We start from the raw sequence: 15,644 nt of genomic DNA on the forward strand, positions 1-15,644 counted from the left end.
TGAAGGTGATCCTGTTCGCGAACACCGACTGGTATCTCTATAATTTCAGGCGCTCTCTTGCCGCCGCTCTCCGCGATGCGGGCCACGATCTTTTACTGGTTTCTCCCCCAGGGCCCTACGGCGAGAAGCTTCGCGCCGCGGGGTTTCGATGGATTCCGGCGCCGATGGAGCGCATGAGCCTCAATCCGCTGCGTGAACTGGCTTTGCTTAGCTGGCTGTGGCGCTTGATGCGCAAAGAGCGGCCTGACATCGTACACACCTTTACCATTAAATGCGCCGTTTACGGAGGGCTCATCGCACGCCTGGTGAAGGCGGGACGGCTCAATTCGGTCACAGGGATGGGCTATGTTTTCATTAGCGACTCCTTCAAGGCGCAGCTGCTACGGCCCTTGCTACGTTTATTGATGCGCGCTGCGTTCGGCGGCGATCGCGCGAGCTTAATCTTACAGAATCACGATGACGTTCAGTTATTCGAAAAGGTCGGCATCGTTCCGTTGGAGCAGATTCGTCTAGTACGCAGTTCGGGCGTTGACTGCTCGCGCTTCCTTCCGCCGAATGACGAACCCGCTTCTGTCGGGGAACCTTTGCGCATTGTGTTCGCTGCGCGAATGTTGTGGGACAAGGGCGTTGGCGAGTTGGTCGAGGCGGCCCGGCTCCTCAAATCGGAGAGTCGGCGCCTTCGCTTCGTTCTCGCTGGCGATCCAGATCCTGGCAATCCGGCTGCGATAGCGGAAGAAACCCTACTTGGGTGGCAGGCGGAAGGGCTTGTTGAATGGCTCGGCCATGTAAGCGACATGCCTACTTTGCTGGCCGACGCGGGTATTGTGGTTTTGCCCAGCTATCGCGAGGGCTTGCCAAAAAGCCTCATCGAGGCGGCTGCATGCGCACGACCTCTGATTACGACTGATGCTCCGGGATGCCGAGAAGTGGTCACGCACGGCGTGAACGGACTGTTAGTACCCGTCCGTAACGCTGAAGCGCTGGCAAGAGCCATCGCCATGCTGCAGGACGATCCGGAACTCGCTCGGCGTCTCGGAGAGGCTGCACGTGTAAAGGCCTTAATTGAATTCGACGAGCGTGTCGTGATCGCGCAGACGCTCGCTGTCTATCACGAAATTGCTGTTTAGCCGGCTTGATCTTTTCTTCGGATGGCGGCACGAGCTTTTTCAAGCAATGCGCTGAGGTTGGCGTTTTCAACATATCGGCTAACGACATTCATCGACTTCCACCCTCCGGCCTGCATAATTGGCAGGATGGTGAGTCCTGAAACGATCATGTCCTGAGCGGCGCCGACGCGCATTGAATGACCTGATAGCCTCGTGACGATCTGGGGAGGAAGTCCCGCTGTGCATGCTGTCCGCTTCAAGATCCGGTTGATTGTGAAAGGATGTAGTGCGGATTCGGCAATGGATTCGCTACGGACAGAACGAAAAATATAGCCTGTCTTGATCCGCGCCGCGCCTAGCCAATCCTGCACGAATGCATTCGACTCCGGCGAAACATACCCGAGGCGCCCATTCCCGTACGGATCGTTTTTTGATCGGCGGATCAGAACTTGAATTGATCCATCAGTTGATGTGCTCAAGTCCTCCACGCGAAGCGCGACAAGTTCAGAGCGACGACAAAGCGTGTCATAACCAAGAGCCATTATCGCACGGTCGCGTTTCCCGGTGAGAGAGTTCGGGCACGCCGCAATCAGCCGATCGCGCAATTCGCTGGTCAGGCCTAGCGCCTGTTGGGGTCTCGCGGAGCGCCGTCGGAACGCACGTCGCATAGCAATTGTCACGTCCTCGTCTACGACGGGGTTTGTGAGGCGCAGAAGTTTGTGAACCTTGCTGACAGCCGCCAGTCGACGCTTAAGTGTGGCAGCTGAGAAGCGCTCCGCTTCATGCTCGACATAGGCCGCGACCGTTTCCGGGCTCGCAGGAAGCGTCCGTCGCCGTGCTTCCGCGCACCATTTTTCGAAGGTCGCCATGTCGGCGCGATACGATCGGAGGGTATTGTCAGAGTATGCACCTTCGATCCGAGAAAGTGCAGAACGCCAATCCTTGAGATCGGAGACGAGAGTGGATCTATAGTTCGACACCTGATTCCCAATTGGTCTGATTGGACTCACTTACGGGTCTATATAGACCACTAGCGCCGTAAGGTCAATGATCACTTCGACACAGATTCGATCCGCTCGCGCTGCTCTTCGTTGGTCCGTCATCGAACTTTCTACACACGCCAGAATAAGCGTGCAGACGATTAAGAGATTCGAGGCCTCCGAAGGCGTGCCATCTAGTCGGTCATCGACCCTTTTTGAGGTGCAGAAGGCGTTCGAAGCGGCTGGAATCGAATTCATCGGCGCCCCAGACGAAGGGCCTGGCGTACGCCTCTGGCGCAAAGCGAATCGCTAATCGAGCTCCTTGGCAGACAACGCGTGTCCGGCGGCTGAACGCACCGCTTGTGCAAACTTCAATTTCGCGGCGTTTGGGTTTGAATCTGTCGCTCAATCCGCTTGCAGGAGGTCGCGAGAGTTACTGGCTCGCCATCGGATGGGCCGCCAATTAGCAATTCGCGCCCTTGAGCGGGCGCGCGGCTGACCGCGCACCTGCTCCGGTCAGGCTTTGGTCGCGCGGCGAAAACGACGTCAAAAAATCCCCCTCGCTTCGCCTCAGCGTGCGATAACGCCTCTTGGCGCTCGCGGGCAAGATCCCTTTCCCTGCAGTTCGGGGCAAATGCAGTGTGATATAAGCAATCGTTAGAAAGGCGAGTCGGGTTGCGATGGCGCCGACGGCGAATCGCCTCCCCGGGACAAGCGAAGAGCCGAAACTGGCGGAGTTATCCATACGGATGCACTATATAAAGCGCATCGGCGCATGTCTTATTTTGTTAGCTATTTCAGATACATGAAAATGACAGAATTGGCTGCTGAACCTCGCGCGCGGTTGACAAAGCTTCCGCTGGGAAATAGAGTTTACGCTATTATCTCCAGATTTGAGGAATCAACATGTCCGGGCCCGACGGGAATCCTTCGCCAGAGAGAGACGTGGCGGAGTCAGAACCGAGCATGACGTCTCGTAAAAAATATGTCGCGCCGGCGCTCTCGCGGTACGGTTCGCTCGCCGAGCTTACAAAAAACAGTGGGGTTAAGTACGGGAACGATGGTCAAGGCATGGGGTGCGGCGAACAAAAAGACACAAGTTGCCCACGTTGACTGATTGGGCGATTCGAGACATTGGAGAGAGCGCACCCGACGGGTGCGCTCTCTCCGCGTTGAGCGATCTCGATTAAGGCCGACGGTCTCGTCCTTTCAGGTCTAACGCGGTTTGCAGGAAGTCGTGACGAATAAAAATGGCGCGCGCGGCATAATCGTCGGCGTCGCTTGCGCTTGACTTTTCGACTTTGGCGCGTGTCATCGACGCGGATGGCGGCGAGAAAGTCGAACATGGGCGGTCTTTTATGAATCTATCAACTGACTCTTGGGTAGCGGCGACAAGCAATCAGGCGTCCTGTGAGCTAGAAGGCGAGGCTGTGATCTTGAGCCTCGAAGATTGCGTCTATTACGGATTGAACGAGGTCGGATTCGCTGTCTGGGCGTTAATCCAGACGCCAGCGTGCGTAGTCGACATACGCGACCAAGTGGCGCGAAGGTTTGAGGTCGAACTCGATGTTTGCGAGAAAGACATCTTGAACCTGCTCGAACAGCTCAGAGACGCCGGCCTGGTGCAAGAGGTTCCAGCGCCAGAAAAAACCGCTAGTGGATGAGGACGCCACGAGCGGTAGGCCGGTTTTTAACGGCAAGCAGGCGTTCTGCCCGTTCACCTCCGCCCATACCACGGCGCTGGGCCATGAACTCAGCAAAGGCTTGAAGCACTGCGCTAATGGAGAGTAACCTCCAGCACTACTCATTATCCCTGGATTGGAAAAGTAAGCAGGTTCTTGACAGTCAAGGCGCAGATCGCCAGCGTGTCGCGAAAAATGAGGTTCTCTTGAACATGCGCCGGTTCCAAGTATACGGGCTCAGCATCGCCAGCGACATCGATCTTTTGCTACAGGGCGGCTCCGATGCGGCGCCGCCAGCAATTAACATTGCGCGTGCGCCTCCTGACTTTTTCAATAGTTTTAGATCGCATCGGGCGTCTGTGGGCGAACCCAAATGGTATCGACACGAGCCTCTTCCGGATGGGTCGAGCTATCTCAGTTGGAATGAGCATTTTGATTTTTTCATTGCTTCCGACGGTCGTTCGATCCTCTGCGACCCGCGCGGTGACATTTCCGAAGCGTACGTTAGCTTCCTGGTGAGCTTTGCATTGAGCTTCGCATTGTTGCGAATCCGCGACGAGGCGCTTCAGCTTCATGCAACTGTCGTAGAAGCTGGAGGTCTGGCTTTTGGCTTTCTGGGAGATAGTGGTGCAGGTAAATCAACGTTAGCGTCATATTGCATGAGCAGGGGCGCTCGTTTGGTGACAGATGATCTATTGCGAGCAAATTTGTGCGACCGATTTGTCATTGCTCACCCAGGCCCGCCAAGGATAAAACTATTTCCCGAGACCGCCGCCGTCCTTTTGCCGGAAGAAATTTGCGACGTCCTGACGAGCCCTTTTTCGAAGAAGCAGCTCATTGCTCCCGCGGCGAATCAGAGGGTAGATAAAGGTGTCCCCCTAAAAGCTCTATACTTGCTGGTTGAGCCAGAAAATAGTGACGATGGTTATGCTGTGAGTGTTGAAAAGTTGCATAGTAGGGATGCTACATTGATTTTACTCGGGTCGACGTTTAATTCGGTAGCGCAGACCGAAGAAGGGCTCGTACAACAACTTCAAGTCACCGGGCAGGTCTTGTCGAGAATCCCAGTGTTTCGACTGTGTTATCCTCGGCGATTTGAGGTCCTTAGCGCTGTATACGAGCGCATGGTTGGGCAATAGAAAATGCAAAAGCTGACGAAGTTTTTGTCTTTGAAGACGCAAGATCAGGCGCTTTTGCTCAATGCTGCACTGATAATGCTCGCATGCAGGCTGGGCCTGCATCTCCTTAGATTCGAAGACCTTCGGATCTTAACGTCGTGCGTAAGAACAGAAAAATTCGTCCCAATCGCGAAGCTAATCTGGGCGACCCAGATCGCACGGCAAGTTACGCCTAATCCAACCTGCTTGGTTCGGGCGTTGGCGGCCAGTAGGTTACTGGCCAAATACGGTTACAAATCCACACTTCATATCGGCGTGAGACGAGGAGACAGTGGGTTTGAGGCGCACGCTTGGCTTGAACATGACGGCAACGCAATAATCGGCAGCGTTGAGGCGCCAGGCTTCACGCGGCTTTGCTCATGGGAGATCGGGCGCGGAGCGGCTTGACGCTTTGCCCTGAGGTTGCTGGGAATGCGTTTCGCTCTTAGGGATCCGAGTTTTTCCACGTAGGGAAATCAAATTATCTAGGATGGGCAATGAGCGGATTTGTTGCGTTGTGGAACACGGATGGAACGCCGATCGACGAAGCCCTCCTGATAAAAATGGAGAATTTTCTTTCTTCGAGGGGCCCTGACGAACAACGCCACGCGATTTTGGGGGCAAACCGCAATGTCGGGCTTGCACACGCCGCCTTTTATACAGCATCGGAATCTCATTTGGAGCGCCAGCCTTGCACTGTTTATGGCGACGCATGGCTGGCTGGCGATATTCGCATTGATGCGCGCGAGCAGCTCTGGAAAGAACTTGGCGCTGACCCCTCCAAAAAACATTTGCCAACCGATGCTGAGATGGCGTTGCGGGCCTACCATCGCTGGGGCCCCAAACTGGTTGAGCGCCTGATTGGCGATTATTCTTTCGTGATTTGGGATGCGAAAACGGAGCAAATCCACGCCGTCCGCGACCATTTAGGAGTGCGGCCGTTGTTTTATGCCCGCGCCGGGCAGTGCTGGATTTGTAGTAATTCACTCGAATGCGTCAGACTGCATCCAGAGATCGGCGACGAACTTGATGACATTTGGATCTCAAATTTCTTAGCGGTTCACTTCAAGGTCGAATTCGAAAGAACGGCATACCGTCAGATTAAAAGGCTTCCGCCGGCTTATATTCTAGAACTGTCGCGTTGTGGAAAAACAAAGAAAAAATATTGGGAATTTGATGTCGGAGAACCGATTTATTACAAAAAACGTGAACAATATCACGAGCATTTTCGGGAGCTCGCAAAAACGGTCATCGGGGACCGAATTCGAATTGAGAGAGTCGGGAGTGAGATGAGCGGCGGGCTCGACTCTACGACTATGGTCGCGTTTATCCGAGAAATTCTTGGAAAGGGCGCGAACAACATCGTTGTGCAGACCAATTATAGCGAGACGCTGATTTACGACGACGAGCCGAGGTATGCGACTGCTGCGGCGGATCACATAGGGATTCCGATCACTCTCGAAAACACGGACGAGATGTTTTATGACCCTCAATGGTGGCAGAAGGGCCTAATGCCGCCCGAGCCCCATGAGGTTGTTTTAAATCACTCGGTGTGGATCGATGCGATAAAGCGAGGGCCGCTGAACGACGTTCGAGTATTGTTCGTTGGTCATGGAGCCGATGAGGCGCTCAATTACGCAGATTTCAGACCCTATTTGCTGTGGCTTCTCAACACAGGCCGTCTCACAAGACTCGGTTCGGCCCTTTATTCTACGCTGCGCGCAAGGGGCTTGGGGGATGCGCTTCGGAAGATCGGGACGGCGCTTACGCCCCGAATGACGCCGCCTCCCGTGCAAGAATACCCCCCTTGGGTGCGGAGTAAAGTGCTTGATGATTGCTCAAACTCCGGCGCGCCGCATCCATGGCGTCCTCATACTGTTGCGCATCTTCGTCACCCAGTTTGCCAGGGCGTGTTCGAATCCTTCGATCCCGGCATCGGAGGTTGGCTGGTCGAAGCGGTATATCCATATCTCGATGTCCGCATGATGCAATTTCTGTCGTCAGTGCCCGTCGTGCCGTGGTGTCATAGGAAGGCCTTGATCCGCGAAAGCATGACTGGCATGCTGCCGGAATCTGTATTGAGAAGGGAAAAGACCTACTTGTCCGCCGTCCCTTCGAATAGAGCCAGGGAACGGCACCCGTTTCCTCCTATCTTACAGAGTCCAGAGTTGTCTCGATACGTTGACATGTCGAAAATTCCGGCGGAATGGCCGACGGGTCTTATGCCAAGTCGTATGATTCTACGGTTGCTTGCTCTCCAGCACTGGCTGTCAGCGCGGCAACAGCAATAGAGACGCTCGTAAGGACTAGCATGGTCAACTATCGCCTGGGGATCATTCTCGAAGCGGCCGGAGTTCGGCCGTCGCCTTGCGATTTTCAGGAGGCGCGGGCGCCCAGTCGCAAATGAGCCGCCGGAGAGCAGCAACCTCATGCAAGGGATGTATTATTTGGGCATCCCTATTTGACGTTCCGGCTGGCTTAAGCTTTTATATTCTGTCATCATCTATCCGCGCCTTGAAGCGGCGTTAAGGCATATGAGCCAAGACTTGCCCAACTTTAATAACTTAAGCAACATTCCACCTCTCCAGACGGCTCGGTGGATTATAAAGCAAGATCCACATGTCTCATTCTTGATCATTATCTTGATTTTTGTTCTCAGGTCAGGGGTTGGATTTTACTACGGCGCAGATGGCGATGTAATTGCAATAGCCGAAGCCTTCCCGACGCCGCTGGCTGATTACAAGGGTCTTTCCATCATTAGCCCTATTATTGCCCATTACGTTGGAATCCACACAGAATTGGAATGGTGTATCCTACATATTATTTTGGTTTGCGTCATTTTCTATTTAGCCTGGCGCCTTGTTCAACGCCAATTTCCTGAAGCTTCGACGCGGCAATTTATTTGGATCGCACTTTGTGGGTCCGGGGCTGGGGTTGTGGCCATTGGCAAAATTGGTCATTACGACATTTGGATGTTTGCAGCCTCCATGCTTCTTCTCTTCGATAGAAACTGGCGTGGAGCCGTTCTTTCAGGGCTTTTGTTTGGTTTTACGAACGTCGAACAGGGTCTGGTTGCGCTTGCTGCTTTAGCGATATGCGCATACGCTATCGACAGGGAGTTTATCAAGATTATATGCTTATCGGTATTGTCTATGTTATTTGCGCGAGCCATTCTGGAGTTATGGTATCTACACAATAACGTTGACGTTCACACGAGAGCTAGCGTTGTTAGCGGTTGGCTACGTCTCTCATTAAGGGGCTTCTTGCAAGCTTGGCCAGTTCAGATTTATAGCTGGTTTTCAGCTTCGTGGGTGTTAGTTTTATACATGATTTCAAATGGCGGCCATGCTACTCGTGCCTTAATAGCCAGCGGCGCTATTGTGCTGCCCGCGCTAGCAACATTAATTACTACAGATGGCACAAGGGTATTCGCCGTGACATCGTTTCCTTCCTTCTTACTCCTAATCAGATATATGAGCGCTGACACAAGCATGGAGGCAGTTCGTGTTCACCTTGCTATATTTACAGTTTCAATGATGCTGATATCACCGGGTGTCATGACGTGGGTCGGGGGCTCTGTTGAGCAGCCGTACGCACAGTTACTTGATATCATTCTCACGTTGGGGGGGCTGGCCCATTTACGGTAGAATGCCTTCGTCTTTTCATCCCACTTTAGCTTCCGAGGATTCTGGATGTCCATAAGCGCCTCGTCCATGGGGAATTCTGACGCGAAGTGCGACAGCTGCATACGCCGAACTGGCTCGAAACCCCAACACCCTGCAAGGCTGAAAGCCCGCCAATTCGGTGATTGCAGACGTGACCGGAGCTACTCTCCCATAGAAACCAAGGACTCGAGGTTGTCGCGTTTCGCGTCAGAATCCACCGACGGGTTGATTGGCGCTATCGGACGCCTCGAAGAAACTCGCGCGACCATCGCCGGCGCTGTTCAATTGGCGTACGGGTGCGGAGGGAATCACGATGGTACGGCAGCCCAGCTTGTTCGATCTTGATGAGCGGCATCACAAGCTCTCAGAAGTCGGCGAGCCGCTGAGCCGCTGACACGGCTCAAAGAATTGATCGACTTCGAGGTCTTCCGTCCGGCGCTGGCAAAGGAGCTCAACCGTCAAGCGCCAGACGAGCGGTTCAGCTGGGGGGGGGGAGTGGGCATGTCCAAACAAGCTGTTAGTCGCGAAGCAGATGATATTCCAGCATTGAATTGTGAATTGGCGCTTCCGTTGGTTCTTGATTTGGATGGCACCCTTGTCACAACTGACACGCTCCATGAGGCGTTGTTATTGCTGTTCAAGCGGGACTGGTCGAAGGCGTGGCGGGTTCGGTTTTGGACACTCAAAGGGCGTGCTGTTGTAGAGCAAAAGTTGGCGGAAGTTGTTACGGAAGAAGATATCAATCGCTTCCCGATCAATCTGGCGCTGCAAGAGTTTGCCGAACGCGAAGCGGGACTTGGCCGCGAGATCGTGCTGGCCACGGCCGCCGATCGAGCCATCGCGGAAAAGATCCAGAAGCGTTTTTCGTTCATCTCCAAAGTCATCAGTTCAGACGGTCGCGCAAACATGCGAGGCCGCGCCAAGGCCGAGGAGCTGCGCCGACTCTATCCCAATGGTTTCATTTACGCCGGCGACTCCTATCCCGACATTCATGTCTGGCGTCATTCCTTGGGCGCGGTCTTCGCTGGCGCATCTCCCCGTCTCTTCCTGCGAGTTCGCGAGGTCGCCGACATTATGGCCTCGTTTCCGCGCCGAGCGCTTGGTTTAGATGGGCTAAGGCGCGGCTTACGCTTGCATCAATGGGCGAAGAATGCGCTCATTTTTGTGCCGCTGATTCTCGGTGGCAAGGCGATGGACCTTATCGCATGGATTCATGCACTAGAGGCCTTCTTGGCTCTTAGTCTTCTCGCTTCCGCAACCTATCTGCTCAACGATCTTTGGGATTTGCATGAAGACCGTCAACATTGGTCGAAAAAACATCGGCCGATCGCGAGCGGCGAGCTGCCGATAGCTTTAAGTGTGGGACTGATCGTCGCCTGCTGCATTGCCGCGCTTGGCCTGGCGCTCGGCGCCGGCGCGGGATGCGTCGGAATGCTCGCGCTCTATCTCGCTCTCAGCCTGTCTTATTCCTTCCGACTGAAGCGGGAACCGATTATCGATGTTTTCCTGCTAGCGACGCTTTTTACGATGCGCCTAGCCATCGGGGTTGTCGTAACCGAAGTGGCGTTTTCTCCATGGCTGATTGTTTTTTCGATGTTCATTTTCCTGTCGCTATCATTGGCAAAACGGCAAACCGAAATCACCCGCATGGCCGCGCATGGGCAAGAGGCTGCGCCAGGTCGCGGTTACAAGGCCAGCGACGCGCCCTTCGTGTTGGCGACAGGCGTCGCTACGATGATGGCGGCGGTCCTCATCATGGTCATCTATCTAATCGAAGACGCTTTCCCAAAGGGGTTCTACAAACACCCGGATTTCCTTTGGGGCTTTGCCGTGATCATTTTCCTTTGGCTCGCACGAGTATGGCTGCTGTGCCACCGCGGCCAATTGCGTGACGATCCCGTGGCCTTCGCTTTGAAGGATCGGCTGAGCCTCTGTTATGCTGCTGCGATGGGCGCGATCTTTATCGCCGCAGTCCTGTGATCGAGACGCTTTATCTTGAGTCCTACTCCTTTCATTAGCCGCAATGATGTGTTGTCGTGGGGACGAGTTCATCGGCAGTTACAAGAGGTCGCTGCGCCACGTTTTTGTGATGAATTGCCTGCGCTGCTCGACGGCAGCGCATCGACCTCTTGTCTTGCGATCGGTTTGCGTCGCTCTTACGGCGACTCCTGTCTCAATAGCGGCGGCGCGGTAATCAACATGGGCGGCCTGGATCGTCTCATCGCTTTCGATGAGACGACGGGAATGCTTCGCGCTGAGTCCGGCGCATCTCTGTCGCAAATTTTGGCCTTCGCCGTTCCCCGCGGCTGGTTTTTGCCGACGACTCCTGGCAGCCGTTTCGTGACCTTAGGCGGCGCGATCGCCAATGACGTCCATGGTAAAAATCATCACCAGGCGGGCTCGTTTGGTTGTCATGTCAGTTGCTTTGGTCTTCTGCGCAGCGACGGCTCTAGCCATGTCGTCACAAAAGACAACCAACCCAGGCTGTTTGCGGCAACGATCGGCGGCATTGGTCTAACCGGCGTTATCGAGTGGGCGGAAATTCAGCTTCAGAGGATCGGCAGCGCCTATCTTGACGTGGAGATCATCCCCTATGTCGGGCTCGACGAGTTTTGGACCATTGCCGAGGAAAGCGTCGGAAAATTCGAGCACACGGTGTCTTGGATAGATTGCAGCTCTCGCGGCGCGAACTTTGGGCGAGGCATCTTTTCACGGGCGAATTGGCGCGAGGACGAGGTTTTCACGCCACATGACGATCAGGCTTGGAAAAATGTTCCGTTCGACGCACCGGCCTTCCTCCTCAACCGGTTCAGCGTCGCCGCCTTCAATGAATTGTATTTTCGAGCGAGCAAAGCGAAGACTGGAATCGCCCGTCAGCATTACGCGCCATTCTTCTATCCTCTCGACGCCTTTCTCAATTGGAATAGGCTTTATGGGCGGCGTGGTATGTTCCAATATCAGTGCGTAATTCCTGCTGATGAGGCGCGGGTTGCCATTACAAGTCTGCTTGATGGAATCGCACGCTCTGGACAGGCCTCGTTTCTTTCGGTGCTGAAAACCTTTGGAGAGCGAGCGTCGCCTGGTCTGCTTTCATTTCCACGCCCGGGCGTGACGCTCGCCATCGACTTTCCCAATCGCGGAGTGGACACTTTAAACCTGTTGTCGCGCTTGGACGTGATTGTCAGCGAAGCGGGCGGCGCGCTGTACCCGGCCAAGGATGGACGGCTTTCGCCTGAGATGTTCCGGCGCTCCTTCCCGCGCTGGCGTGAATTTCTCGAACACAAGGACCCCATCATGAACTCTGACTTCTGGCGCAGAGTGGCCGAATGACAGGCGTCAACAAGGGGATCATCATTCTTGGAGCCGCCTCCGCCATTGCCGAGGCAGCGGCGCGAATTTGGGCGGCGCAGGGCGCGCGCTTCGTCCTTGTCGCGCGAGATCCGCGCCGTCTCGATGTGATCGCCTCAGACTTGAAAACGCGCGGCGCGGTGGAGGTCGCCGCGGTCGCCCTCGATTGCTCCAAACTGAACGCTGACGTCGAATTGGATGCGATGGTCAAGAAGCTGGGCGGACTCGACATCATGTTGTTGGCCTATGGGACGCTCGGCGAGCAAAAACGCCTCGAAGCCGATCCAGACGCAGTTCGCGAACTTATTCAGACCGATTTCGCCAGCGCCGTCGCCTGGTGCCTGGCGGCAAGCGCCGTCCTGGAACGGCAACGGTCTGGCGCGTTGCTCGTGATCGGATCGGTGGCGGGCGATCGCGGGCGGCGATCGAATTTTATTTACGGCGCTTGTAAGGGCGGCTTGGCCCGCCTCGTTGAGGGAATAGCGCATAAGCTCGCTCCGATTGGCGCTCGTGCGGTCATCGTCAAGCCGGGGTTTATCAAAACGCCCATGACCGCCGCTTTCGAAAAGAGAGGCCTGCTCTGGGCGAAACCGGAAGCGGTGGCGCGGGTTATAGTCAAGGCGGCAGAACGCGGCGGCCCCGTCGTTTACGCGCCGGCCTTCTGGCGTTGGATCATGCTGCTGATCCGCCATCTTCCGACTTTCATCTTCAACAAGCTCGACATTTGAGGGCCGCCAATGACGCCACAAGGCGAGACGAGCCTGAACGCGCGCGCGGAGGCGCTGCAATTTGTGCGCTTCCTCGCTCTCGGCGGATGCGCGGCGGCCGTCAACTGGCTCTCGCGTTTTCCCCTCGAACGCCTGATGGGGTTTTCAGCCGCTGTCGCTATGGCTTATATGATCGGCATGGCGGTCGCCTTTGCGCTGTTTCGCCGCTTCGTTTTTCCAGCCTCGGACCAACCTTTGGAGCGTCAGGTGAAATTCTTCATCCTTGTCAATCTCGCTGGAATCGCTCAGGTCTGGGCGGTCTCAATGGCGCTCGTCTATTACGCGTTTCCAGCCGTCGGTTTCATTAGCCCGCTGGCGGAGCCTCTCGGTCATGGCATTGCGATTGGAGTGCCAACGATTTCCAGCTATTTCGGACATCGTCTTCTTACGTTTCAACCAAGCTGAAGCCCTGAGCATTGCGAATTTATGTGAACTCAGACTCGTTGGCTCACCATGATTCGTCATGGGAGCCCGGCAATAAGGGGCGCTTCGATAGAGACGATATCGATCGACTTTTGGCGCAACTAGGCGGACGGCTTGAAGGAACGCCAAATAGCGGCATTTCGATCATGTACTCAAACGGCATTATCGGAACCGGTTATGACGTGCTGCCGGCGGTGCGCAACTCTCGTATCGGCGACCACGTTATCGTGTGCTTGGTCAGCATTCCGAAAGGTTGTCCTAACAGCGCGGTGATGAAGTCGCTGTTTGATCAATCGGCCTCGGGCGCGGCGACGATGGCGAGCAAGGCCATTTCGCCGTCGATCTCGGCGACTATGACAATGGCCATCGCGACATTGGTCTGAATGACGAGCAAAAGTGCGTTTTTGGCGCTTGCGGCCTCTCTTGGAGTGCCGGCTCCGAACAGCGCGCGCATTAAAATGCCGAGATTGTAGCCCGCGACATGAACAAGATAGCGCTTGTGAACGTTTTCGCGACCTCGCAACCATGTGCGGCGCATCCCGCCGCGTTCCAGAACATGGGCGAAGCTGCGCTCGACGATCTCGCCGCGTTTGCGCATGGCCTCCCTGCCGACACCCGACTTCAACCGGTTGCGGTTCCCATAGACCGCCGCTCGCGCCTCGTCGTCGCCATGCCATCGTGAATAGCCCGTGCTCGGTCGCGACTCGGAAATGCGCGTCTTCCATGGGCCGTCGTCGAGGTCTTTCAGAACGTCGCGCGAATGGTAGCCTTTGTCGGCGACGAGATCGCGAGGATCTTCCGGCGTCGGCGCAAGTCCGACGGCGGACAGATTCTTTTCCGCTTCCTTCAGCGTGGGATCGAGCGTTGTCGTGTCGCCCTTGTCGGCCTCGTGGATCGGCGCCGCCACGATCACGCCCGTGTCGAGATCGACCGCATGTTCGGGCTTGTAGGCGAGATGCGTCGAGCCGTCCTTCATCTTGGCGATCTTCGCCTCCGGATCGGTCTTGCTCGTCCAGTCTTCGTTGGAGAGCTTCTTACCTTTGCGCTTACGGTCGAGCCGGATCAGGTCGTCGATCGTCGGCGTCTCGACACCGCTTTCCTTGGCCATCCGCGTCAGCATCTCGCGATAGCTTTCGCCATTGTCACGGCGCACGATCGTCCGCAGCGCCGCGTTGGCTTCCATCGTCGACCCGTCGACGCCGAGCCGCTCGCCCTTCACCAGACCATGCTCGGCGACGAGCTTCAGGACGAAGGCGAACACCTTCTCGTGCACTTCGTGCGGCAGACGGCTGCGCGTCTTCGACAACCAGGAATGATCGGGAACCTTGTCGCGCTTGCCGAGCCGAATGAAATCTCCCAGCGATCTAGAATCCGAGCAGCGCCAGACAATGCCGCGCTCGCTGTCGAGCCCTTCGAAATAACCGATCATATGCATGCGGAAATAACGGCCAGGCGGCAACGACGGAGCGCCCATCCTCGGCGCATATACGGCTTGCATACCTCCTCGACGAAAGCGTCGAAGCCGGCTTCAGCCAAAAGCTTCTGGAGACCGTCGTAAAACACATGGCCTGGCGAACGCGGCATCTCCCCCCAACTTATCATGAGGTCGCCCTGGACTTCGCCCTCACGCCCCATCGCCATCGACGCAGTCCGTCGAGAGTTTTTGTTCTTCAGACAGAATCAGGCGACCGAGACTTCGTCAACACGCTGCTAAGGGCGAAGAGAACTTGGAAGAGAAGCGGAAATACGGCCAACACTTACTGCGGCTCTTTAAACAGATAGAAATAATCAAGTCTCTAATCTTAGAGACCGTTGAAGGCGCATTGGCGACATGACTCAAGCTTGGGATGTGGACCCGAGCGAAGCGCGCCAAGATGGCCGCCCTTGAGAAGAAGACCATGCGTTGTCCGACGGATTTGACCGATAGAGTGGGAGCGCGTTGAGCTGTTCCTTCCCTCGCCGGCGCGCAGAAGGCGCAAGCCCTCGGTCGACCTGCGCGAGGTTTTGAACGCCATCCGCTATATCGCTCGCGCCGGCTGCGGTTGGCGTATGCTGCCGAAGATTTTCCGCCTTGGCAAACCGTCTACTGGTGGTTTTGCCGCTTCATGCGCCGCTTTCTGTTCGAAACCATTCACGATGTGGCGCTGATGATCGACCGCGAACGCGCCGGCCGCGCGGCGAGCCCCTCGGCTGGCGTCATCGACAGCCAATCGGTCAAGGCCCAGGCGGCGCAAGCGCGAGGTTACGACGCCGGGCAAGAAAATCAAAGGGCGCTGCCACATTGTGGTGGATACGGAGGACGGCTGCTCATGGTCAATCTGCGGATATTTTCCTACTCCGCAGGCGCGCAGCATATTCCTCGACGCCATTCGCAAGCGCTGGCCGTGGGTCAAGCATCTCTTCGCCGACGACATCCGTTGCCCGAACGGTTGGAAGGGGCCGTCCTTGTCGGCTAGAGCCAGAGAGTTCCGCGACAGCGAGTCGATTTGTCGCAGACAGTTTCGAGCAAAAGGGGG

The 15,644-nt window shown here is 55.8% G+C and carries 13 protein-coding genes and 1 pseudogene; 12 read left to right on the forward strand and 2 right to left on the reverse strand.

Features of this window, described 5'->3' with window-relative positions; all coding sequences use genetic code 11:
• The first annotated feature begins 5 nt into the window (after positions 1-5).
• Complete coding sequence (locus IYY11_RS04295) at positions 6-1,127, forward strand: glycosyltransferase family 4 protein (RefSeq protein ID WP_312029697.1); 1,122 nt, start codon at positions 6-8, stop codon at positions 1,125-1,127.
• Here the strand turns inward: IYY11_RS04295 and IYY11_RS04300 are convergent.
• Positions 1,124-2,116: a site-specific integrase gene (locus IYY11_RS04300; protein ID WP_312029695.1), complete on the reverse strand. Its 993-nt coding sequence runs from the start codon at positions 2,114-2,116 to the stop codon at positions 1,124-1,126. The genes IYY11_RS04295 and IYY11_RS04300 overlap by 4 nt on opposite strands.
• 936 nt (positions 2,117-3,052) lie before the next feature.
• On the opposite strand from IYY11_RS04300, the gene IYY11_RS23700 reads away from it, so the two are divergent.
• The 10 genes from IYY11_RS23700 (at position 3,053) to IYY11_RS04350 (ending at position 13,110) form a co-directional block, all read left to right on the forward strand.
• Entirely contained in the window at positions 3,053-3,199 is a 147-nt protein-coding gene (locus IYY11_RS23700) for a lasso RiPP family leader peptide-containing protein (RefSeq protein WP_196402876.1), read from the forward strand.
• 245 nt (positions 3,200-3,444) lie between these two features.
• Positions 3,445-3,750, forward strand: coding sequence for a PqqD family protein (locus IYY11_RS23705; protein ID WP_196402898.1), 306 nt, complete (start codon positions 3,445-3,447; stop codon positions 3,748-3,750).
• A gap of 116 nt (positions 3,751-3,866) precedes the next feature.
• The gene (locus IYY11_RS04315; RefSeq protein WP_196402877.1) at positions 3,867-4,907 is read left to right on the forward strand and encodes a hypothetical protein; all 1,041 of its coding nucleotides are present in this window, start codon (positions 3,867-3,869) and stop codon (positions 4,905-4,907) included.
• 3 nt (positions 4,908-4,910) lie between these two features.
• Complete coding sequence (locus IYY11_RS23710) at positions 4,911-5,333, forward strand: lasso peptide biosynthesis B2 protein (protein WP_196402878.1); 423 nt, start codon at positions 4,911-4,913, stop codon at positions 5,331-5,333.
• 89 nt (positions 5,334-5,422) lie between these two features.
• Positions 5,423-7,216 carry an asparagine synthetase B gene (locus tag IYY11_RS04325; RefSeq protein ID WP_196402879.1) on the forward strand — a complete coding sequence of 598 codons (1,794 nt, stop codon included), beginning with the start codon at positions 5,423-5,425 and terminating at the stop codon, positions 7,214-7,216.
• Positions 7,217-7,459: 243 nt separating this feature from the next.
• A complete protein-coding gene (locus IYY11_RS04330) occupies positions 7,460-8,572 on the forward strand; it encodes a hypothetical protein (protein WP_196402880.1) in 1,113 nt (370 codons plus the stop codon).
• A gap of 426 nt (positions 8,573-8,998) precedes the next feature.
• Positions 8,999-10,570, forward strand: coding sequence for a UbiA family prenyltransferase (locus IYY11_RS04335; protein WP_246719613.1), 1,572 nt, complete (start codon positions 8,999-9,001; stop codon positions 10,568-10,570).
• Between the two features lie 15 nt (positions 10,571-10,585).
• The gene (locus tag IYY11_RS04340; protein WP_210331232.1) at positions 10,586-11,920 is read left to right on the forward strand and encodes an FAD-binding oxidoreductase; all 1,335 of its coding nucleotides are present in this window, start codon (positions 10,586-10,588) and stop codon (positions 11,918-11,920) included.
• Positions 11,917-12,666: an SDR family NAD(P)-dependent oxidoreductase gene (locus IYY11_RS04345; RefSeq protein ID WP_196402881.1), complete on the forward strand. Its 750-nt coding sequence runs from the start codon at positions 11,917-11,919 to the stop codon at positions 12,664-12,666. Before IYY11_RS04340 ends, IYY11_RS04345 begins: the two co-directional genes overlap by 4 nt.
• A gap of 9 nt (positions 12,667-12,675) precedes the next feature.
• Positions 12,676-13,110 carry a GtrA family protein gene (locus IYY11_RS04350; protein WP_196402882.1) on the forward strand — a complete coding sequence of 145 codons (435 nt, stop codon included), beginning with the start codon at positions 12,676-12,678 and terminating at the stop codon, positions 13,108-13,110.
• Positions 13,111-13,417: 307 nt separating this feature from the next.
• On the opposite strand, the gene IYY11_RS04355 is transcribed toward IYY11_RS04350, so the two are convergent.
• Positions 13,418-14,602, reverse strand: coding sequence for a transposase (locus IYY11_RS04355; RefSeq protein ID WP_210331233.1), 1,185 nt, complete (start codon positions 14,600-14,602; stop codon positions 13,418-13,420).
• Between the two features lie 373 nt (positions 14,603-14,975).
• On the opposite strand from IYY11_RS04355, the pseudogene IYY11_RS04360 reads away from it, so the two are divergent.
• A pseudogene (locus IYY11_RS04360) lies at positions 14,976-15,537 on the forward strand (IS5 family transposase); the annotation flags it as partial.
• Between the last annotated feature and the right edge of the window lie 107 nt (positions 15,538-15,644).

The sequence above is a fragment of the Methylocystis sp. H62 genome, assembly GCF_015709515.1.
Taxonomy (GTDB): domain Bacteria; phylum Pseudomonadota; class Alphaproteobacteria; order Rhizobiales; family Beijerinckiaceae; genus Methylocystis.